18 protein-coding genes are annotated in these 19,587 nt (G+C 61.1%); 12 read left to right on the top strand and 6 right to left on the bottom strand.

Annotated features, from left to right (window positions below; translation table 11 throughout):
* The first annotated feature begins 76 nt into the window (after positions 1 to 76).
* The 4 genes from ACERJA_RS05265 to ACERJA_RS05250 all read left to right on the top strand — a co-directional run bounded on the left by ACERJA_RS05265 (position 77) and on the right by ACERJA_RS05250 (position 3,808).
* Positions 77 to 1,246 (top strand): signal peptidase I, encoded by a 1,170-nt coding sequence (locus ACERJA_RS05265; RefSeq protein WP_373607213.1) that lies wholly within the window; start codon positions 77 to 79, stop codon positions 1,244 to 1,246.
* A gap of 144 nt (positions 1,247 to 1,390) precedes the next feature.
* Entirely contained in the window at positions 1,391 to 2,569 is a 1,179-nt protein-coding gene (locus tag ACERJA_RS05260; RefSeq protein WP_373607212.1) for a DUF5305 domain-containing protein, read from the top strand.
* A 484-nt stretch (positions 2,570 to 3,053) separates the two neighbouring features.
* Positions 3,054 to 3,347 carry a helix-turn-helix domain-containing protein gene (locus ACERJA_RS05255; protein ID WP_006066251.1) on the top strand — a complete coding sequence of 98 codons (294 nt, stop codon included), beginning with the start codon at positions 3,054 to 3,056 and terminating at the stop codon, positions 3,345 to 3,347.
* A 47-nt stretch (positions 3,348 to 3,394) separates the two neighbouring features.
* Complete coding sequence (locus ACERJA_RS05250; RefSeq protein ID WP_373607211.1) at positions 3,395 to 3,808, top strand: hypothetical protein; 414 nt, start codon at positions 3,395 to 3,397, stop codon at positions 3,806 to 3,808.
* Here the strand turns inward: ACERJA_RS05250 and ACERJA_RS05245 are convergent, their stop codons facing one another.
* Both ACERJA_RS05245 and ACERJA_RS05240 read right to left on the bottom strand, forming a co-directional pair.
* Positions 3,809 to 4,711 carry an NAD+ synthase gene (locus ACERJA_RS05245; protein WP_373607458.1) on the bottom strand — a complete coding sequence of 301 codons (903 nt, stop codon included), beginning with the start codon at positions 4,709 to 4,711 and terminating at the stop codon, positions 3,809 to 3,811.
* A gap of 596 nt (positions 4,712 to 5,307) precedes the next feature.
* On the bottom strand, positions 5,308 to 5,916 hold the full coding sequence (locus ACERJA_RS05240) for a hypothetical protein (RefSeq protein WP_373607210.1): 609 nt from the start codon (positions 5,914 to 5,916) through the stop codon (positions 5,308 to 5,310).
* Positions 5,917 to 6,082: 166 nt separating this feature from the next.
* On the opposite strand from ACERJA_RS05240, the gene ACERJA_RS05235 reads away from it, so the two are divergent.
* The 3 genes from ACERJA_RS05235 to ACERJA_RS05225 all read left to right on the top strand — a co-directional run bounded on the left by ACERJA_RS05235 (position 6,083) and on the right by ACERJA_RS05225 (position 8,799).
* A complete protein-coding gene (locus ACERJA_RS05235; protein ID WP_373607209.1) occupies positions 6,083 to 6,808 on the top strand; it encodes a bacteriorhodopsin in 726 nt (241 codons plus the stop codon).
* Positions 6,809 to 6,974: 166 nt separating this feature from the next.
* On the top strand, positions 6,975 to 7,850 hold the full coding sequence (locus ACERJA_RS05230) for a bacteriorhodopsin (RefSeq protein ID WP_373607208.1): 876 nt from the start codon (positions 6,975 to 6,977) through the stop codon (positions 7,848 to 7,850).
* 166 nt (positions 7,851 to 8,016) lie between these two features.
* Positions 8,017 to 8,799, top strand: a complete 783-nt coding sequence (locus ACERJA_RS05225) for a lycopene cyclase domain-containing protein (protein WP_373607206.1) — start codon at positions 8,017 to 8,019, stop codon at positions 8,797 to 8,799.
* A gap of 216 nt (positions 8,800 to 9,015) precedes the next feature.
* Here ACERJA_RS05225 and ACERJA_RS05220 read toward each other — a convergent pair whose 3' ends face one another.
* Positions 9,016 to 10,890 (bottom strand): PINc/VapC family ATPase, encoded by a 1,875-nt coding sequence (locus ACERJA_RS05220; RefSeq protein WP_373607205.1) that lies wholly within the window; start codon positions 10,888 to 10,890, stop codon positions 9,016 to 9,018.
* A 168-nt stretch (positions 10,891 to 11,058) separates the two neighbouring features.
* On the opposite strand from ACERJA_RS05220, the gene ACERJA_RS05215 reads away from it, so the two are divergent.
* A complete protein-coding gene (locus ACERJA_RS05215; protein WP_373607204.1) occupies positions 11,059 to 12,690 on the top strand; it encodes a protoglobin domain-containing protein in 1,632 nt (543 codons plus the stop codon).
* Positions 12,691 to 12,811: 121 nt separating this feature from the next.
* Positions 12,812 to 13,930, top strand: a complete 1,119-nt coding sequence (locus ACERJA_RS05210; RefSeq protein ID WP_373607203.1) for a M20 family metallopeptidase — start codon at positions 12,812 to 12,814, stop codon at positions 13,928 to 13,930.
* A gap of 12 nt (positions 13,931 to 13,942) precedes the next feature.
* Here ACERJA_RS05210 and ACERJA_RS05205 read toward each other — a convergent pair whose 3' ends face one another.
* Together ACERJA_RS05205 and ACERJA_RS05200 are read right to left on the bottom strand one after the other, a co-directional pair.
* Positions 13,943 to 14,914 carry a hypothetical protein gene (locus ACERJA_RS05205; RefSeq protein WP_373607202.1) on the bottom strand — a complete coding sequence of 324 codons (972 nt, stop codon included), beginning with the start codon at positions 14,912 to 14,914 and terminating at the stop codon, positions 13,943 to 13,945.
* A 119-nt stretch (positions 14,915 to 15,033) separates the two neighbouring features.
* Complete coding sequence (locus ACERJA_RS05200) at positions 15,034 to 16,425, bottom strand: signal recognition particle protein Srp54 (protein WP_373607201.1); 1,392 nt, start codon at positions 16,423 to 16,425, stop codon at positions 15,034 to 15,036.
* 122 nt (positions 16,426 to 16,547) lie between these two features.
* On the opposite strand from ACERJA_RS05200, the gene ACERJA_RS05195 reads away from it, so the two are divergent.
* On the top strand, positions 16,548 to 16,769 hold the full coding sequence (locus tag ACERJA_RS05195; protein ID WP_373607199.1) for a type II toxin-antitoxin system HicB family antitoxin: 222 nt from the start codon (positions 16,548 to 16,550) through the stop codon (positions 16,767 to 16,769).
* Between the two features lie 111 nt (positions 16,770 to 16,880).
* Here the strand turns inward: ACERJA_RS05195 and ACERJA_RS05190 are convergent, their stop codons facing one another.
* Positions 16,881 to 17,684 carry a sulfurtransferase gene (locus tag ACERJA_RS05190; RefSeq protein ID WP_373607198.1) on the bottom strand — a complete coding sequence of 268 codons (804 nt, stop codon included), beginning with the start codon at positions 17,682 to 17,684 and terminating at the stop codon, positions 16,881 to 16,883.
* A 282-nt stretch (positions 17,685 to 17,966) separates the two neighbouring features.
* Here ACERJA_RS05190 and ACERJA_RS05185 point away from each other — a divergent pair, with 282 nt between their 5' ends.
* Positions 17,967 to 18,833: a sulfurtransferase gene (locus ACERJA_RS05185; protein ID WP_373607196.1), complete on the top strand. Its 867-nt coding sequence runs from the start codon at positions 17,967 to 17,969 to the stop codon at positions 18,831 to 18,833.
* Positions 18,834 to 18,948: 115 nt separating this feature from the next.
* The gene (locus tag ACERJA_RS05180; protein ID WP_373607195.1) at positions 18,949 to 19,584 is read left to right on the top strand and encodes a rubrerythrin family protein; all 636 of its coding nucleotides are present in this window, start codon (positions 18,949 to 18,951) and stop codon (positions 19,582 to 19,584) included.
* The last annotated feature ends 3 nt before the right edge of the window (positions 19,585 to 19,587 follow it).

The following is a 19,587-nucleotide window of genomic DNA, read 5'->3' as shown; positions in this document are numbered from 1 at the left end:
GCGTTTAAGATGGTCGATCTCGAATAACAATCCAATTGAATAGTCAGGTGTTCATGAACGTCCGCAGGACGAGTCAATGACGTCAGCGACGCTCCTCAAGCGAGTGTTCGGCGTCGTCGTCGCACTCGCCATCGTGTTGCTGTTAGTCGGCCAGCTACTGGGACAGCCGATTTTGCTGGGCTACGTCGCGACGGGCAGTATGGAGCCGACGATGAACGCCGGCGACGGCTTCGTCGCGATTCCAAGCGCGGTCACGGGATCGGTCGAGGAGGGCGACGTGGTCGTCTTCGACGCGCGAGAGCTCCACGGCGGCGGGCTGACGACCCATCGCGTCGTCGGCGAAACCAGTGAAGGATACGTCACGAAAGGCGACGCCAACCCGTTTACCGACCAGGACGGCGGCGAGCCCCACGTCACGGACGGCCAGATCGTCGCCAAAGCCTGGCAGGTAAACGGCGAGGCCGTCACGATTCCGCATCTCGGGACGGCGATTATGAGCGTTCATGACACCGTGGAGTCGGCTGTCGGGACGATCGCACCGATTATCGGTCTGACGACGTCGCCCGACTCGGAGGGGATCGGCTCGCTGCTGGTCGCCGTTGGCGTCGCCCTGCTCGGCTTCGGGGCGCTGGTTGATCGACTTGGGCCTGGACGACGCGAGAAAACGCGCTCGCGCTCTCGCGAGAACGTGCTCGCGTTCTGGACGACACTCGGCCTCGTCTTGCTCGTGTTCGTGACGTTTGCGACCGCAGCGATGGTGGTTCCAGCAGGCACAACCGAGTACGAAATCGTGAGCACTGAGACTCCCGAGGACAATCCACAGGTGCTCGCCCCCGGTGAGACGGGTGAACTCACCCGGACGGTCGACAACGCGGGCTATCTGCCGATTGTGGTCGTCCACGAGGCCAGAAGTAACAACGTCGAGACGGACCCGCCCTGGCAGACCGTGGGGATTCGCTCGAGCGGGGAGACGACGGTCTCGCTGACAGCGCCCGAGACGACCGGGGAGTACACCCGCCATGTCGGTGAGCACCGCTATCTTGCGGTGTTACCGCCGTCGCTTCTGGTCTGGCTCCACGGACTCCATCCGCTCGTCGCGATCGCTGCCGTCAACGGCGTTATCGTCGGCGTCGCCGTCACGATCGTCCTCGTGGTGTTCGGCCGCGGCGATTTGCGCCTTCGCTCTGCTGGCACGCACGTCTCGCTGTCGACGCGTCTCGCACGGCGACTCCGAAAATGGCTGTAACCATCGATCCAGCAGGAAGGGCCGATATCGTTATAATGGTCGCAAAAAGTGAATGTGTATGTGCGCGTCCTCCAGCCGACCCATTGGGACGGGCCGGGAACAGTGGCGGGACGGAGCCAATATGTCTAGCAAAGTGTTCGAACCGTGATCGATAATCCACGTCTCGAGCTCGCGCTCGCCCAGTACGGTCGCCTACTTACGATTGCACTGATCGTCATCGGCGTCCTCGCGCTCGTCGCGACTGGGTGGGCTGTCGCAAACCCCACGACGGAGACGACCACCCAGTACGGCGACGAACGTGTCTCGACCGATGTCCAGACGAGTGCCGTCGTCGTCCAGGACGGCGAGCTCTGGAACGAAGGTGATCGACTCGAGAACAGTGGTGTCTACGTGCTCAACGCCTCGCCAGAGTTGACCCTCGAGCCTGAAACCAGACTCGTCGACGAGGGCGACAGGACGCCGATCGACGACGCCAGCGTCCACCACGAGCTGACGCTTCGCTTCGAGGCAACCAGAGACGGGCAGTCGTTCTGGAACGAGACACACACCGAAATCGACGAGTCACCGGCAGTCGAAGGCGGTGTCGCGATGTCGGCGACGACAATCGATGTCGAATCCTACCGCGACCGTCAGCGCCAGTTAGAGCGTGAGCTGTCCGGCGTCGGTGATGTCGATCTCGAGGTCGAACTCCACGTTGAGTACGAGACGGCGAGAAATCAGGGGACACAAGAGGCAACGACAACGTTTCACGTGACCGACGACGCATACTGGCTGGCGGAGTCGCTGTCTGCCTCCGACGGCCACACCTACCAGACAGCGACGGAACAGACGACCGAGTCACGAAGTCTGGGAGTCATTGGTGGGCTCTCCGTACTCGGCACACTCGCGCTCGTGGGTGCCGCGTTCGTTGCTCGACGAGCGCCGATCGACGAGGATGCTGCCCGCCGTGCAGTCCACGAACAGCGCTATGCCGAGTGGATCTCGCGTGGGTCGATTCCGATGTGGGTTGGAGACTATCACATCTCACTCGATACGTTAGAAGACGTCGTCGACGTCGCCATCGACACGAACGAGCGCGTCGTCAACGACCGCCAGCGTGGTCTGTTTGCCGTCGTCAGCGACGGTGTGGTCTACTACTACAGCGAACGTGGTCTCTGGGAGGAGACCGCCTGGCCGGAGATGAACCTCACGAAGCAACAACACGCGACCGACAAGAAGCCGGCACTCTCAGCCGAGGAGTTAGGACTCGAGGACGAAACCGAGTTCGCCGACCCTGCCGACGGCGGGTTCGAGGACGATGAGGACGTCTGGAAGCAGCTGTAACCGTCAGAAATGTCGCGGGGATGTGGCCACTGAACGGCAGTAGACGGAATCGAACGACGACTATGCGATGAGGTGGAGCCCATTTTGAGTAGCACTATGGGGAAAGCGACAGCCACAGCGTCGGGACGTGGTATCGGAACAACTGAACCGATTCACACACTGACCGCACAGCCCTCGTACAATCAGGTGTGCAGTGACGTGCAGTGGCGACTAGAGAATTACGGCCATCGGTTCGCACAGAGATTGGGCAGTCGATCACACAGCAGGTCTCCTTTCACCCACTGACAACGACGTGATAGCACAGTAGTGCTAGTCTCGGTTGCTGCAGAATCTACCAGTATTTGACTATCGGGTCAGGTTTCGATATACTGCCATACACGCAATCTGACTCTACTTTACTGTCTCGATTGTATCGGAATTTTTCATTTCGGCAACGTCTCGTAAGGCTCAACTTTTATGCCGCTGGGACCGTTCGATTCGTAGTATGGCAGAGACCGACGGGGAGGACATCGAAGACTTGCCACCGAGCGCCAAACTCGTCTTCAAGGTTCTCGAGTACGATGGGCCATTGACCCAGAAACAGATCGTCGAAGAATCGATGCTCTCAGCCCGGACCGTCCGGTACGCACTTGAACGTCTCGAGGGTATTGGGATTGTTGACGAGAATATCTACTTTGCAGATGCTCGGCAGAGTCTCTATCGAATCGAAGAACCGGTTGCCGCAGACGGTAACGGTGTCGACGAATCCCCGAAAAAGGACGCCTGCTGCGCGGAATAATCGAGCGTAAACGGCAGATTATTTTGTTGCGATGACTGTCCACCAGCATGGACAAAGAGACACTCCCACGGTGGGGATGGCTGTTGATCGGCCTGTTCGCGATGGCAATAATCGCGAACACGCTCAATATCGTCGTCCTCGGGCCAGCAGGACTGCCCGAGCAGTTCCAGGTAATTACAGTGATCACGCTGATGGCACCGGTGTTGATCTACATCGGTGTCTGGTACGACGAGGAGCGCCAGCACTACTGGGAGCAGTCCCAGGAACACATCGCCGGTGATGTGCTGTTCGTCTTCGTGGGTGCCGCGGTCGGCTCGGCGATCGCACTCGTCGCAATCGTCGATATCGGGCTCCCACGCCTTCTTCAGGACGTCGGCGCGATGGCTGCCGGCTTCATGCTGTCGTGGGGACTGTTCTGGTGGCGAAATCCGAGCCTGTATCGCGCCGAGGCCAGTCGCTAGCTACCAGCCAGTATCGCTCTCTCGATCGCCAACCGCTGGCATCGGCGGCGTGACTCGTTTGTGTTGGGTTTCAGCACACAACCACGCGATCGATCGGGCCGTCTCACGATCGATACCGAGCGCAGCCGCAGCGTCACGGATCGACTCACCATCGTCGACGAGACGCTGTAGCAGCGGGTCAATAACGTCGTAGGACGCACCGAGTTCGTCGGCATCGGTCTGGTCAGCCCAGAACCCTGCCGTCGGCTCCTTGTTGACGATCCGTCGTGGGATGCCGATCTGTGTTGCGAGGGCGCGTACTTCTGTCTTATATAGGTCGCCGAGCGGACACGTATCGGCTGCACCATCACCGAACTTCGTAAAGTAGCCGAGCAGCCACTCCGAGCGGTTCGCCGTTCCGAGCACGAGTCGCTGCTGTCGGTTCGCCGTATAGTACGCACAGCACATCCGCAGTCGCGCAATCACGTTGCCGATTGCGTGGTTTCGCTCGTGTGGGCGCCCACTCGAATCTGGATCGGCATCGGACTCGAGATCACTCGCGACTGTCTCCTCGAACGTCTCGAGCAACGGCCGGAGCTGAATCTCCGTAAACTCGATGCCAAGCCCCTCCGCAATAGTGCGGGCCTCGCTGACGCCGGTGTATTCGGCCTTGTGACAGGGCAGCCCCAGTCCGACCACACGGTCGCTTCCGAGCGCTTCGACGGCCAGCGCCGCCGTCACGGTAGAATCGACTCCACCACTCATTGCGACGACGGCTCCCTGTGCGCCTGCATCGTCGACGGCCGTTCGGATATCGTCGACGATCAGCGAGCGGATTCGCTCGAGGCCGTTCGGGTCCGTAATGAACGATCCTGTCGATATCTGGGTTCCAGGGTACCCGATTGTTTTCCCATCAGCGCCCATAGACATCGAACACCATTCTATCCATACTCGATTTAAACATTCGTCTTGTATAAATGCCTGATCCTTAAACAGCTAGTAGATCGGTGTGACATTGATAAACAAACAAGTAGCCAATGGAGCGTTTGCGAATGTACCTCAATGGTTTTCGTGGAAAGATGCCACCTATGTCGCATTAATCGGCGTCAAAATAATCATTCGTTTAAGTTTGCTATTCTACTCTCCTACGCAGGGCTTTCTGTCCAATTCGCGTGCGGATCGGCTCCGCTTCCGTTCGCGACTCTGTGGCGCGTTGGGCCGCCTCCTGCTTGCCCTTCCTGTTGTCCGTCGATGCAGTTGGTACGCTATCGGTGGCTCGTGGCCACAGCCTATCAAACGGGCGTTTCATATGAGTGCACTCTCCAAAAATGGACACTGGTTAGACATGTGCCGTGCTGAATCGATCGGCTATCAGTCCCAGACCGTCTGCACTCATACGGACTGGTGTCAGTTTCGGCGCGCCTGCGTGCCGTCGCTGCGGTTGCGCCGGGAAACAGGGACAGCAGACCGTCTCAGGCGCGGCAAGTGGTCGAGCGACGTACCAGCCCCAGCTCGTGTTTTCAGGCTGACTCCGACCGAAGATGTCGGCTGCAGAGGTAGACAACAGCGGAGCTGATCGCCGCTGCCGTGCCGACTGCGATTACGGGGACCGAGACGTCAGTCTGTCCGTATGGGTTTCGCGGTGCAGCGTTGATAACCGAATGGAACGTTTCTCCTCCCGTGTGGCCGAGCAAAAAGAACCCAACTGTGAGCAGAATGGCAAACCCACCGGTCGCTAATCCGAACATCGACGCGACGTCTTCAACGTTCAGTAATGTGTGTGCCGTTGCCTCCGATAACTCCGGTTCACGGCTGCGACGCACGGTCGATACCGCGATGAGACACGACGCAGTTCCAAGCTGGATCGCGCCGGCGCAGACGCCGACCCAGAGAACGAGCGGCGACGCCCACAGGGGCTCACCTCCCGGGAAGGCTGCCCGGACCGAGGACGGATAGGTGGCTGCAATCGGCACGACGAGTGCAAGCACGAGCAACAGCCCGCTCTGATAGACGAGTTTCTGCGGAATTCGTCGTTTGATCAGCGCGTATCGCTCCACTCGAAGCCGCTCGTACGTCGACTCACCGAGGAGTGCGTCCGCAATCGGATCGTTTGGATCAGTTGAACTCATCAGTTCGAGAGTGTGATTGGCCGCCGGTTCAGGTGGCCGAACACGGAGCGTCGAAATATACACTCCGATTTCAAACCCGGAGTCAGAACACCGGACATACACTCGCGGCTAGATGTTATCTCCGTTAGGGTTTACCGGTATATTTTGCGAGATTCTACTCGTAAATATGACCACACTAGTTGGTCCAGAATCCCTGTGGCTGTGGATTGGAACGATCGGAATGACGCTCGGAACGCTCTACTTCATCGGTCGTGGACGTGGCGTTCGAGACCCGAAGATGCAGGAGTTTTACATCATCACGATCTTCATAACGGCGATCGCGGCGGTGATGTACTTTGCGATGGCGACGGGCTTTGGCGTCACCGAAGTGGTGGTCGGCGACCAGGCGCTTACGATCTACTGGGCGCGGTACGCAGACTGGATCTTCACGACACCGCTGCTGTTGCTCGACCTCGCGCTGCTCGCCGGCGCGACCCGCAACACGATCGCGACGCTGATCGGTCTCGACGTCCTCATGATCGGAACCGGCACGATCGCGGCGTTCGCGGCGACCCCCGGCACTCGGATCGCGTGGTGGGGCATCAGCACCGGTGCCCTGCTCGTGTTGCTGTACGTCCTCGTTGGGACGCTTTCCCAGAGCGCCCGGAACCAGTCGCCAGAGGTGGCGTCGCTGTTCAGCACGCTGCGCAACCTGCTCATCGTGCTGTGGCTGCTCTACCCCGTCGTCTGGATCCTCGGAACTGAAGGAACGTTCGGCATTCTCCCGCTCTACTGGGAGACGGCCGCGTTCATGATCCTCGACCTCTCGGCAAAGGTCGGCTTCGGAGTGGTCCTGCTCCGAAGCCGCTCTGTGCTCGAACGGGCCGTCACACCATCCGCCGCGGCTGTGTGACGACTCGCCGTTACTCGCTCGAGTTCGACTGAGTGTGACATCGCGTTCCGCTCATCTCCCGTCTTCGCCTCGGCCCTCATCGCGCTGTGACCCTTCAGCACCTGTAAATATCAGTTTTGGGACGGATATCTGTTTATGTGTCGTGGCACTGAAACAACCTGTGCGCATGCAATCACTAACTGCGTTCGCATTCGACGGGCGACATCACGTCCTCCAAAACGGCCTAACCGACGCAGAGCTGGTCGAGTACGTCTTCGGTGGCGGCAACACGTTGCTCGCGCTGTCGTTCGTTGTCAACATCGTCCTCGCCGGACTCACGATTCTCGGCATCGTCTACCTCGGGCGGTCCCTCACCGATCCGCGTTCGAAGGCGATCGCGACCGCGCTGATGCTGATTTCGGTTGTCTCGATCTCGAGTTACACCGGACTCACATCGGGGCTGACGCTGGGTATTATCGAGATGCCGGCGAACCACCCTGCCGCGGGTTCGACGACGGCCGGTGAGGACGGCGTACTGGTAATGTGGGGTCGATACCTCACGTGGACGTTCTCCACACCGTTCATTCTGATCGCACTCGGAATGATCGCCGGATCGAACTGGACGAAGATCCTGACGACCTGTGCGTTTACGATCGCGATGTGTGTCACCGGTCTGGCGGCGGCCCTGACGACGTCCTCGCTGGCGCTGCGCTGGTGGTGGTTCGTGCTGAGCTCTACTTTTTTCCTTGTGATCGTGTACGTCATCCTCGTCGACTGGACCCGCGAGGCCGAGCGAACCGGCACCGCGGACCTGTTCACGACACTGAAGATTCTCACCGTCGTCGGCTGGTTCGGCTATCCGATCCTCTGGGCACTCGGCGTCGAAGGGTTCGCAATCTTAGATGTCGCGATCACCTCGTGGGGATACAGCATCCTTGACATCATCACGAAGTACATCGTGACATTCGTCGCCATGTTCTACGTTGCTAACGAACCGGCGTCGATCACTGGCGGTGCGGACTACGGCTCCACCCTCTCCGGGTCCAGCCCAGCAGACGACTGACCGAACCGAGCTCGTCGACCCAGCGTCCACATCAGTACCGAAACGCCGACTTGCGCCCTGATCGGGCCTAACCAGTTCGGATTCAGGGCTTTGCAGACGCCGACCGTAATTCGGCTACGGGACAACGACTCCGTACTGAGATCCGACGACAAACGCCAACACGCTCATGACCGTTCCACTCACATACTTCGGTGTTCATTTAGCGTTTATCCTCCCACCGCTGTTGATTCTGGGCTGGCTCGCGTTCCGGCGCGACCGGGCCTGGTGGGGCGTCCGCCCGCTCTCCGGACTTGGAATCATGATCGGACTCGCCGTCGTCTACACGACACCGTTTACGAATCATCTCATCCCTGAATCGGTCTGGTGGTACGGCGAGGGCGCAGTCGTCACGACCATCTGGTACACGCCGATCGAAGAGTACCTCTTCTTCGTTCTCCAGCCGATACTGACCGCGTTCTGGCTATTCCAGATCCCGGCGACTGCCGATCGATCGCTGGCAATCCCGCTCACACACCGGCTGATCGGCGTTGGGGGCGGCCTGTTGATCGCCGGCATCGGCTGGCTCCTGACCGGTGGCACCTCGACGTACTATCTCGGCTGGTTGTTGCTCTGGTCCGGCCCGATCCTCGCTATCCAATGGGGGTTCGGCCTTACGTACCTCTGGGGCGTCCGTCGGCCGGTACTGGTCGCTATCGCCGTCCCGACGCTCTACCTCTGGATCGTCGACCGGCTCGCGATCGAACTCGGTATCTGGGTCATCTCGGACACGTATACGACTGGATATACACTGCTGGGACTCCCCATCGAGGAAGCGCTGTTCTTTCTCATGACCAACGTCTTCATCGTTCAGGGAATCGTCATGTATCTGTGGCTGCTCGATCGCATCCACGAAGTGCCGACGCTCTCTCAAGCGCTAACTCGAGTCGGTGCGAGCGCTGATGAGTCGTGAGGCGACCTCTCGCTGCGTCGCTGTCGGAGGCAACGAGAATCGGTGGTTCGCCCGTGATGCAGCCCCGCTGACCGTGGGCGGACTGATCGCACCCGCGGGTCTGGCTTCGGGAGAGAGTGACGGGGTCGCTCACAGTGTTCATTCACCACTCCTCGAGGAACCGACGCCAAAAAGACTGGACACGGCGTTTTCCAACCCGCGTTTGCGAGCCGGTGTCTACGACGGAACGACCGTGATCGGCTCTTTCCGGTCGATCGCCTGCTCGAGTTCGTCGGCGATTGCGCTTCCGCGAGAGACCTGGATTTCGCCACCGCGGCTGACTGTCGCGGTGAACAGATACTCGCCACCGGCCTGCACTTCGACGGTTTCGCCGTGGTTGCCGTCGACAGGGACGATGACGTGTCTGGAGGTGATCTCGGGAGTAACCATCTGGCCCGGGGGCTGTCCGCCACCGCCGTTTGAGCTGGCACCAGCGCCGCCACCAGCGCCCGCGCCGTAGTTGGGATTCTCGTCGTGGGTGCGGACGTCGATATCGATCCCCAGCCGGTTCTCGACGTCCGTGATTCGGCCACCGCCCTTGCCGATCACGCTCGAGATATCGTTCTCTTCGACGTAGACGACGGCTTTGTTCTGACTTTTGAGTTCGACGTCGACGTAGCCGCGAGCGATCGACCGGATCTCGCGTTCGATCTCGCTTTTGGCGATTCGGTCGACGCCGGACTCGGTTCCGGGGCCACCCTCCTCGTCTTTGAGTGGGACAGTGACGACCTGCCGGTTGAAGGTGTAAATTTCGTACTCGGGCTCGCCCGTCTCGAAGTTCGTCACCTGGATCACGGGCCGGGCGAGGTCTTCTTCGGTCAGGCCAGCGGGGACTTTGACTTCCGTTTTGACGTCGTAGACCGTGTTGACTTCACCAGCCTCGATGTAGACGACGGTGTCGACGACTTGGGGAATCATCCCGAGTTCGACGCGGCCGACAAGACGCTGGAGGGCGTCGATCGGTCGGGTTGCGTGGACGACGCCGATCATGCCGACGCCGGCCAGTCGCATGTCCGCAAAGACCTCGAAGTCGTCGGTTTTGCGGACCTCGTCGTAGATGGTGTAGTCGGGTCGGACCATCAGGAGGGCGTCTGCAGTTTTGGCCATCTCGCCAGCCAGTTCGGTGTACTGGGTGATCTCGGGGCCGACCTGCAGGTCCCGCGGTTTCTCCATTGTTTTGACGGCGTAATCGTGATCCGAAATGAATCGGGCGACTGCCTGTGCGAACGTCGACTTCCCGGCACCCGGTGCCCCCGAGATGAGGACACCCCGCTGGCGCTCGAGCAGCCGATCTTTCAGCTCATCGGCCTTCTCGTAGTCCTCGATGTCGGTCTGGGCGATCGGTCGGACGGCCGTGATCTCGATCCCGTCGGCGAACGGTGGTCGGCCGATGGCGATCCGGTAATCTCGGAACTGGACGATCTTCATACCCGGTTCGGAGAGTTCGATGAAGCCGTCGGGGGATTCTTTCGCGCCGTCGACGACCTCGCGGGCGTACTCGTCCATGGTCGCCTCATCGAGCGGTTCGTCGGCGATCTGTTCATACCGCATCTCGCCGAGTTCGCCCCGTTTGGCCATCGGAATCGTATCCGTCTTGAGGTGGACGCTCATCGTCTGGTCGTCGAAGAAGTTCTCGACGGTCAGCGTCCCTACTTCGCGGACCTCTGGCGAGACGTGCTCGACGTCGAGGCCTTTCGCTTTCGCGACTTCGGCCTGGACGACATCGCTCGTCAGGAACGTCGCCTCGAGATCCTCTGCGAGATCGCGAATCAGCGCGTCGATCTCGCCTTCGGCGGCGTGGCCCCGTTCGATGGCGTCGGGTCGCTCGCCGATATACTCGAGGACAATAACACCCTCGTCGGCGAGTTCGGCGAGTCGCTGGAGCTCTGAGAGGCCGTCCCAGCCACTGTCGATCCCATCGTTTGCCTGCGCCTCGAGTTCCGCGACGACAGCTTCCGGCACCGAAATCGTCGCTCCCTCGAACTGCCCATCATCGATCGTCGCCGAAACGCGGCCATCGATGACCACGCTTGTGTCCGGCACGACGTGCATACCGTAACTGTTCGACGGACACCTATAAGGATGTTCCACCGAGGGAACCTCGCTCACCGCGATAACCAGTGCGAGCGGGGCGCTACCGTTACTCATTACGGGACGCTAAATTCCTGTTCAGAGGGAACATTCGTTGGATATTAAGTATGCACCGAACACGTTCAGATAATGGATCCGAAGCAGACATTTGGGCAGGGTGGGCTCAATCAGTTCCTTGAAGCCGGTGAACTCATCGACCGTATCGGTCTCGACGCTGACGAGATCGCGTGGCGAAAAGAGTTCGTCGGCTTTGACGAAGCCGACGAGCGGCGACTGGCGGATCTCGAAACGCTGTTGCGAGAGAACCAAAACGAGATCGCGGACGATTTCTACGACAAGATCCTGCAGTACAAACAGACCAGAGACGTCATCGACCGCTCGCCGAAAGGCGTCGAATCGCTTAAGCAAACCCAGCGAGCGTATCTCGTCTCGCTGTCGACGGGCGAGTACGACCAGTCGTTCTTTGCAAATCGGGCTCGAGTCGGGAAACTCCACGAGATTCTCGACATGCCGCTGAAACACTACGTGGGACAGTACGGCGTCTACTACACGCTGTTGCTCCACCAGTTGAACGAGCGTGCCCAAGAGCAGGTCGTTGATGCGATCGAGGAGTGGGTCGAAGAACAGGACTCGGATGGCAGTGGACTCGGTGGGTTCGTCAACGCACTCGGATTCGGTGGCGACGACGGCGATGAGGGACTCGAGGAATCGTTCGAGGAAACCGTCAGAGACGCTGTCGACGACGGAATGATGGACGTGCTCTCGCTGTTGCGGATCATCAACCTCGACATGCAGATCGCGACTGACACGTACGTCGACTCCTACGCCCAGCGACTCGAGGATTCGATCGAACGCCGCCAGAGGCTCGCACGCGAGGTCGAAAAAGACGTGCAGGGGCCGATCGAAGAACTCCACGAAGCGGGTGGCGTGATCGCCAGTCGCGCCCAGACGATCAGCAGTCACACGGCGGCCCAGGCCAGAAACACGAATCAGGCCGCGACCGAACTCGGCGAGCTGAGTGCCGCAGTCGAGGAGGTCGCAAGCGTCGCGAACGAGGTTCGCTCGGAGAGCAAGCGAGCCGAACAGCTCACCGCTGAGGGCGTCGACGCCGCCGACGATGCCCTGGACGAACTCGAGGCCATCGAGGGCGCGACGGAAGACGTGACCCAGTCCGCCGCCGACCTCGAGACGAGAACCGAAGAGATCGACGCGGTGCTCGAGCGACTCGATGACGTCGCTGAACGAACGACTGTGCTGGCGAAAAACGCGAAGATCGAAGCCTCTCGGTCGGGTGACTCCAACTCGGGGACGATGGGTGTCATCGCGAACGAGGTCGAGTCGTTCGCCGAACAGACCAAACGCGACCTCGCGGCGATCGAAGACGCTGTCGAAGGCGTTCGCCGGGACGCGATGAAGACGGTCGAAACGACCGAGGAGACGGCCGAACGGATCGATGACGGAACGGATCGGGTCCGCGAGACGATGGACTCGCTCGAGGAGATCCACGCTGCTGTCGGGCAGACGGCCACGAAGATGGAAGACATCGCGGCGGCAACTGACCAGCAGGCACGGAACGTCGAGTCAGCCGCAACGACTGTCGAAGAGATCTCGCAGACGGCCGATCAGGTCGCCGACGCCACGGAATCGGTCGCTGCAGCGAGCGAAGAACAGACCGCCAGCCTCCAGAGCGTCGGCGAGACGGTCTCGAGGCTGACGGACGGGGACGACGAAGAGCAGCAGCCGGTGTACGAGCAGGTGTAGTAAGCCCGCTGAGAAGCTGTCACCGACGCCGTTCGACCATCCTGACCGAACTCGTTTTGTCAGAGCGGTACGCTGTCGGTCGCTCGATGGACACAACAGGCACCACGCCGTAGTGGTCGCTATGACAGTCCGTGAGCTGACACAGGCGCTCGTCTCGATTCCCAGTCACGAAGACGAGACGGCCGCAGGAGACTACATCGAGACGTGGCTTCGACGCGAGACCGACGCCGACGTGACGCGTGATGCGATAGGCAACGTGATCGCCCGAAAAGGAACAGGTGGAGAGACACTGGCACTCGTCGGCCACCACGACGTCGTCGAGCCAGCGACATCACAGGTCAACAGCGGTGTTGATGGGGACCTCGAGTACGTCGTCGAACATCGCGATGGCCGTCTCTACGGTCGTGGCACCGCAGACATGAAAGGCGCAGTTGCGGCCGCGATGCTCGCGTTTCGCGACAGCAAACTCGAGTCGTCTGGGCCATCTCAGTCGGCGTTGACAGGCGAACTGGTCTTCGCCAGCTTCGTCGGCGAGGAGATCGGCGGCGTTGGCGCACAACACGCCATCGAGCACGGTTTTGCCCCCGAGTACGCAATCGTCGGTGAGGGATCGACAGGCTACTCGAACCCGGGCGTAACAGACGTCGCCGTCGCCCATAAAGGCCGTCGCGGAAGCACGATCACCGCAGATGGAACGGCCGCCCACGCGAGCGAGGTCGGTGCTGGGGAGAACGCGATCTATCGCGCAACCGCGGCCGTCGACCGCATCCGCGAGCTCGAGGTGCCGTCGATCGAGGTCGCAGGTGACCAACTCGAGGGCAGCCTCGTCGTCACCGAAATCGACGGCGGATCGGCGATGAACGTCGTTCCCGACCGCTGTGAGCTGACCGTCGACGAGCGGACGGTGGCAGGCAAGCGAGCGCCACTCGAGCACGTCGACGCTCTCGAGGGGGTTCACTGGACCGTCGATCAGGATCTCCCGCCGATGCGCTGTACGGACGAGGCGTTTGCCAAGACAGTACTCGAGGCAGCCGACGCTGTCCAGCCAGGGTCGCCGGAACTCGTGACGAAACCCCACGCGACCGATGCCGGGTGGCTTTCGGAAGCCGGAACGGAGTGTGTGATCTACGGTGCTGCCGAACCCGGCGAGGCTCACACCGAAAGCGAAAGCGTCTCCATCGACGTGCTGAAGCGATGTCGAGATACCTATCGGCGGGTTGCGGAATCGTGGCTGCAGTGAGGTCTGGCTGTGCTATTGCGAACAGTTTCGCGCGGCCTCGAGTGACTGTTCGCCGTCGCTGTGGCGTCTGTCTGCAGTGACTGGATCGCCGGCTGCGGCTGCAGCCGCTGCATCCGAAAAGGCCGTCGCTGCGTCCGTGAGTTCGCTGCTCTTACAGCGTGCCGTCTCGACGTTTGTGGTGAGTCCGGACGGCGGCTCCGGGTCGCTCTCGAAGGTGTCCGTCGCCATCTCGAACGCCGCTCTAGCGTCAGTGAACGACGTCTCTGCTCGTTCGTACTCGCCGTTGTCGAACTGGGTCTGTCCCTGCTCGAGGGCTTCGTAGCCATCCAGTAGCGACTCGTAGCCGTCCCCGAGCGTGACAAACGAGCCAAGCACGTCGCCAAGCGTCGTGATGCCATCCTCGAGCTCCGCGTAGTCGATCCGGGCGAGCGCCTCGAATCGGGCTTTCTCGAACGCCTCGAAGTCGGCCGCTGCCTCGTCATGGCGTGTCTGTGCCGTTGCAAGTGTCGCCGTTCGCTCGTCGACAGCGTCGACTGCCGAATCGAGATCGCCGTCGCCACCGATCGCCGCAGCGACATCGTCGATGTCGTCCTCGAGTGTCTCGTCGGTAATCGCGTCGGTCACGACGACCAGTCCCTCGAGGATATCGGCGTACGTCTCCAGCCCGTCGACGTCGGCCTGCCGATCGTCGGCGAGTTCGGCTGCCGCAGTCTCGAGATACTCTCGCGCGTCGTCGATCAGGCCGTTCGGTTTCGCGGGGTCGAACTCGATTTCTTCGGGGTCGTCGATGGCATCGTCGTTCACCTGCAATGCCAGCGCGGCCTCGTTTAGCTTCCCAGTTGCACGATCGAGTGCACGCTCACCAGTTCGGTCAGCGGCCTCGCCATCGGTTTCGCTGCCGGTCAGATCACCGAGACAGCCTGCAAGCAGCGTCAGTGTGCCGACACCCGTGCCGGCGCGTGTGAGATACTGTCGACGATTCATTGTTACTCGAGCATACGTCTAGAAACGTATGAACGTAGTGGCAGCCGTCAAGAAAGCTCAAACGAGTCTGTATCGTCCTGGAACCGAACACAGACCGAGGAAAGCCAGAACGTGGGGTCTTAGAACGGCCCCATCCCGCCCATGCCGCCGCCACCGCCGCCGCCTTGCTGTTGCATCTGTTTCATCATCCGCTGCATCTCCTGTTCGGAGCCCATCCCCTGGAACTGCTTGATCGTCTTCTCCATCATCTTGTACTGCTCGAGCAGTTCCCGGACTTTCTCCTCGCTGGTGCCCGAGCCACGGGCGATGCGTTCGATCTGACTCGCGCCGATAGCTTTCGGATACTCCTTTTCGGTGTCGGTCATCGAGTCCATGATGACGCTAAAGGTGCGCATTCGGTCCTGAGTGACGTCCATCGCGTCGTCGGGGAGCTGATCTTTGATCCCGCCGCCGAAGCCGGGGATCATATCCATCACCTGATCGAGCGGCCCCATGTTGTTCATCGCCTCCATCTGCTTTTGCATGTCGTTCAAGGTGAACTGGCCCTGAAGCATGTCCTCGGGCTCCCAGTCGTCATCTTCCATCTCGGTCTGCTCCATCGCGCGCTCGACGCGCTCTGCGAGCTGGCCGAGATCGCCCATCCCCAGCAGCCGGGAGATGAAGCCGTCGGGCTCGAAGCGTTCGATGTCTTGGACCTCCTCACCGGTCCCGAGGAACGCGATCGACGAGTCGGTCTGGTCGACGGCCGTCAGCGCGCCACCACCTTTCGCGGTCCCGTCCAGTTTGGTGATGACGACGCCGTCGATGCCGATCGACTCGTCGAACTGACTCGCCTGCTCTTTGGCACCCTGCCCGATCGCTGCGTCGAGGACGAGCAACGAGGTGTCGGGTTCGACGACGCCTTCGATCTGCTCGATCTCGTCGATGAGATCGTCCTCGAGTGCGTGGCGACCCGCCGTGTCCACGATATGAACGTCGGCTTCGCTGGTCTCTTCGAGGCCTTTGCGGGCGATTTCGACGGGGTCCTCGCTGTCGGGGTTGCCGTAGTAGTCGACTTCGGCGCGGCCGGCCATCTGCTGGGCCTGCTCGTAGGCACCGGGTCGGAACGTGTCCGTCTGGATCACGGCGGGGCGCAGCCCCTTCGTCGAGAACCACCAGGCCATCTTCGCGGCGGACGTGGTTTTCCCGGACCCCTGTAGTCCTGCGAGGAGGATCGTCTGTTCCTCGAGTGGCAACTCGGTCGACTCACCGATGAGCCCGACCAGTTCTTCATAGACGATTCGGAGGACGAAATCCCGCGCCGGCGTGCCGGCTGGCGGTTCTTCCTCGAGTGCGCGTTCTTTGATGTTGTCCGACAGCTCCATCACGAGCGAGACGTCGACGTCGGCCGAAAGCAAGGAGCGCTGAATCTCCTTGACGATCTCCTCGATGTCTTCTTCGCTAATCCGTGACTTCCCGCGGAGTTTATCTAAAGTGCCCCGCAGAGAACTGCCGAGATCGTCGAGTACCATTTGGCCAATATAGGGGGTGACGTCGTTAAAGGCTTTTTCTACTGTTCACTCCGCTCGACGGTGCGAGGCGATCCCCGGACAGCGCCGGAGCGTATTTCAACCGACCGTGACAACGTCTCCGTATGACTGCCGACGCAGACGTCGATCCAAGCGAGTACGACGCACTCGCGGATGCGGACGTGACGATGCGAGAGAACGACCACGGCCTCCACATCGCCGACGACGAGATAACTGGAGTCTCGAGCCAGGGACAGACTCCCGAGGAGGCCCTCGAGAACCTCGCCGCGGCGGTCGAGTCGTACAGAGAAGCGACCGACGACGATCCCGGCGACGACTGGCTCTGATAAGGATTATCGTCGGGATTTATAGTTCTCTGACGACAGACCGAGAGACACCGCTGATGGCCGGGGTTTGTAAGCTCCGGTTGGCTACGAGAAACCCTACGAGCTGGCCGCTCACTCGTCAGCAACCGGTCCGGTTTCGACTGTGCCGTCGTGTGCCAGCCACTCCGTCAGACTTCCTTCGTAGAACGCAACGTCCTCGTAACCAAGCGCTTGGAGCACGAGGTAGGTGTGACTGATTCGGCGGGCGGTGTTGCAGTAGAGGACGATTTCGCGGTCGGGCGTGATGCCGTGGTCTTCGAGGAGCGTCTCGAGTTCGGCCTCGGACTTCAGTCGGCGTGTCTCGTCGTCGACGGCCTCCCACCAGTCGAACCGGACCGCCCCGGGAAGGCGGGCCTCCTCGAACTCGTGGGTATCGCGCGTGTCGACGAACAGCGCATCGCGCTCGAGGGCGTCTTCGACGGTCTCGAGGTCGACCAGCGGGCTCTCCTCGCGAGAGAGTGGTTCGGCTTCGTAGCCCGTCGGCTCGATCTCAGGAACGTCGCTCGTCGTCTCGTACGCGCGGTTCCAGGCGCTGTAGTCGCCGTCGAGCAGTCGCACGTCGTCGTGGCCGTACTCGAGCGCTGTGAGCACGAAGCGAGCGGCGAAAACGCCGTGGGTGTCGTCGTAGGCGACGATCGTGTCGTCGGGGGAGATGCCGGCCTCGGAGAGCAACGCTGCGAACGCATCGGCACCGGGAAGCGTTCCGCGATCGACGTCGCTTTCGTCGCGATAGCTGTCGAAGGGGATACTTACAGCACCGGGAACGTGCCCAATGCCCTCGTACTCCCAGGCGTCTCTGACGTCGACGATGCGGAGTTGGGGATCCTCGAGGCGTGTCGCGAGCCAGTCAGGAGCAACGACGACGGATTCATCCATTGGCGGCTGATTCGAGAGCCACCCCTGAGAACACACCGGTCCCGGCACCACTCCCCTGGGTACCGAGTTTCCGGCAACATAATCCGCTTCGACGGGAGTTGATCGGCCACAAACAGGTTCGCCGTGAGATGAGACGGATCGGTCGCTGGCAGGAACGGCCGGCCTCAAATCGCGTCGATTCGGGCCGTTCTGAGTAGCGGCAACAGTCTCCGCCACGGTTGACCGTCGTCCGAATTGTCCGGTTGGGGTGCCACTATGACCCTGGCAGCCGTTGGATTATGTATGGCAACAAACTACGCCAACGACGTACTCGTCACCGCCGACTGGGTCGAGGACCACCTCGAGGAGTTCCAGGCCGACGATCCGGCGTATCGACTCGTCGAAGTCGACGTCGATACGGAAGCCTACGAGGAGGCCCACGCCCCCGGCGCTGTCGGGTTCAACTGGGAAACCCAGCTGCAAGACCAGACCACTCGAGACGTCCTGACCAAAGACGACTTCGAGGACCTGCTCGGCAGTCACGGCATCGGCGAGGATTCGACGGTCGTCCTCTACGGTGACAACGCCAACTGGTTCGCCGCCTACACCTACTGGCAGTTCAAATACTACGGCCACGACGAGGTGTATCTCCTCGACGGCGGCCGCGAGTACTGGCTCGAGCACGACTACCCAACGACTGACGAGGAACCCGAGTTCTCGGCTGTCGAGTACGACGCCGCCGGGCCACGCGAGAGCATCCGTGCCTACCGTGAAGACGTCGAAAAGGCGATCGACCGTGGCGTTCCACTCGTCGACGTTCGCTCCCCCGAAGAGTTCCGCGGCGAGATCCTTGCGCCGCCAGGCCTCCAGGAGACCGCCCAGCGCGGCGGCCACATCCCTGGCGCGAAGAACATCTCGTGGGCCGCCGTCACCGACGATGACGGCACGTTCAAAGATCGTGACGAGCTCGAGGAGCTTTACGCCGAAGAGGGTATCGACGGCGACGAGACGACCGTTGCCTACTGCCGTATCGGTGAGCGCTCGTCTGTTGCCTGGTTTGCCCTGCACGAACTGCTCGGCTACGAAGACACGGTCAACTACGACGGCTCCTGGACCGAGTGGGGGAACTTGGTCAACGCCCCGATAGAGAAAGGCGAGGGCGACGACTGAAAAGAACGACACCTCGTTGCAGAACGGCTGGTCGGGGCGACTACTACCCGTTTTCCGCCCACACGACAGCGCCCAGCGCGACAGACCTAACTCGAGTCCGGCCGAAAAAGTCGACATGACCGATTCCGAAACGTTCATCGAGGCGGTACGTGAGGACAACCAGACCGAACTCTCACGACTGGGGTCCTCGAAGTCGCTGTATGCCGACACTGGTGGCGATATCGACACCGAACCAGTCCTTCGTGCGACGGCCGACGCCGAACACGCGGCCTGGCAGACGTTCGAAGCGTGGGCCGATAGTGAGGAAGACGAGGCAGCCCGTGATGCGTTCGACACCACGGCTGCAGAGGAACGAGCCCACTATGAGACCGTCATCGACTACCTCGATGTCGAGGACTACGAACCGGGCGAGATTCCCGACCTTCACGAGTATCTGCGTGGCCTCGAGTCGACGGTCGAACGCGTCGGCGCGTTTATCGGCCGCATCCTCGCGAGCAAGCGCTCGAAAGAGCAGGTGGTTGGCTACTTCGTCGGCGACGCCGACCCTCAGACCGCGGGCGTCTTTCGCGAGTTCGGCGCGGAGTTAGACGACCAACTCGAGCGGGCAGGGGAACTCCTCGAGGACGTCTGTGACAGTGCCGACGACGACGAACGCGCCCAGAGAGCAGCAACCGGCGCGATCGAGGCCGCCTACGACGAGTACGTCGCAAACCTCGAGGCGATGGGCGCAAATCCAAAACCCGTCTGCTGATCG

The sequence above is a fragment of the Natronorubrum sp. A-ect3 genome (assembly GCF_041821125.1).
GTDB classification, from domain to species: Archaea; Halobacteriota; Halobacteria; order Halobacteriales; family Natrialbaceae; genus Natronorubrum; species Natronorubrum bangense.
Note: the sequence above shows the minus strand (reverse complement) of the source record. Positions and strands in the feature narration are given on the sequence as shown.

Coding starts and splice junctions, on each gene's coding strand:
- ACERJA_RS05265 (WP_373607213.1), top strand. CDS start 77: ATGACGTCAGCGACGCTCCTCAAGCGAGTGTTCGGCGTCGTCGTCGCA.
- ACERJA_RS05255 (WP_006066251.1), top strand. CDS start 3,054: ATGGCAGAGACCGACGGGGAGGACATCGAAGACTTGCCACCGAGCGCC.
- ACERJA_RS05250 (WP_373607211.1), top strand. CDS start 3,395: ATGGACAAAGAGACACTCCCACGGTGGGGATGGCTGTTGATCGGCCTG.
- ACERJA_RS05245 (WP_373607458.1), bottom strand. CDS start 4,711: ATGGGCGCTGATGGGAAAACAATCGGGTACCCTGGAACCCAGATATCG.
- ACERJA_RS05240 (WP_373607210.1), bottom strand. CDS start 5,916: ATGAGTTCAACTGATCCAAACGATCCGATTGCGGACGCACTCCTCGGT.
- ACERJA_RS05235 (WP_373607209.1), top strand. CDS start 6,083: ATGACCACACTAGTTGGTCCAGAATCCCTGTGGCTGTGGATTGGAACG.
- ACERJA_RS05230 (WP_373607208.1), top strand. CDS start 6,975: ATGCAATCACTAACTGCGTTCGCATTCGACGGGCGACATCACGTCCTC.
- ACERJA_RS05225 (WP_373607206.1), top strand. CDS start 8,017: ATGACCGTTCCACTCACATACTTCGGTGTTCATTTAGCGTTTATCCTC.
- ACERJA_RS05220 (WP_373607205.1), bottom strand. CDS start 10,890: ATGCACGTCGTGCCGGACACAAGCGTGGTCATCGATGGCCGCGTTTCG.
- ACERJA_RS05215 (WP_373607204.1), top strand. CDS start 11,059: ATGGATCCGAAGCAGACATTTGGGCAGGGTGGGCTCAATCAGTTCCTT.
- ACERJA_RS05210 (WP_373607203.1), top strand. CDS start 12,812: ATGACAGTCCGTGAGCTGACACAGGCGCTCGTCTCGATTCCCAGTCAC.
- ACERJA_RS05205 (WP_373607202.1), bottom strand. CDS start 14,914: ATGAATCGTCGACAGTATCTCACACGCGCCGGCACGGGTGTCGGCACA.
- ACERJA_RS05200 (WP_373607201.1), bottom strand. CDS start 16,425: ATGGTACTCGACGATCTCGGCAGTTCTCTGCGGGGCACTTTAGATAAA.
- ACERJA_RS05195 (WP_373607199.1), top strand. CDS start 16,548: ATGACTGCCGACGCAGACGTCGATCCAAGCGAGTACGACGCACTCGCG.
- ACERJA_RS05190 (WP_373607198.1), bottom strand. CDS start 17,684: ATGGATGAATCCGTCGTCGTTGCTCCTGACTGGCTCGCGACACGCCTC.
- ACERJA_RS05185 (WP_373607196.1), top strand. CDS start 17,967: ATGGCAACAAACTACGCCAACGACGTACTCGTCACCGCCGACTGGGTC.
- ACERJA_RS05180 (WP_373607195.1), top strand. CDS start 18,949: ATGACCGATTCCGAAACGTTCATCGAGGCGGTACGTGAGGACAACCAG.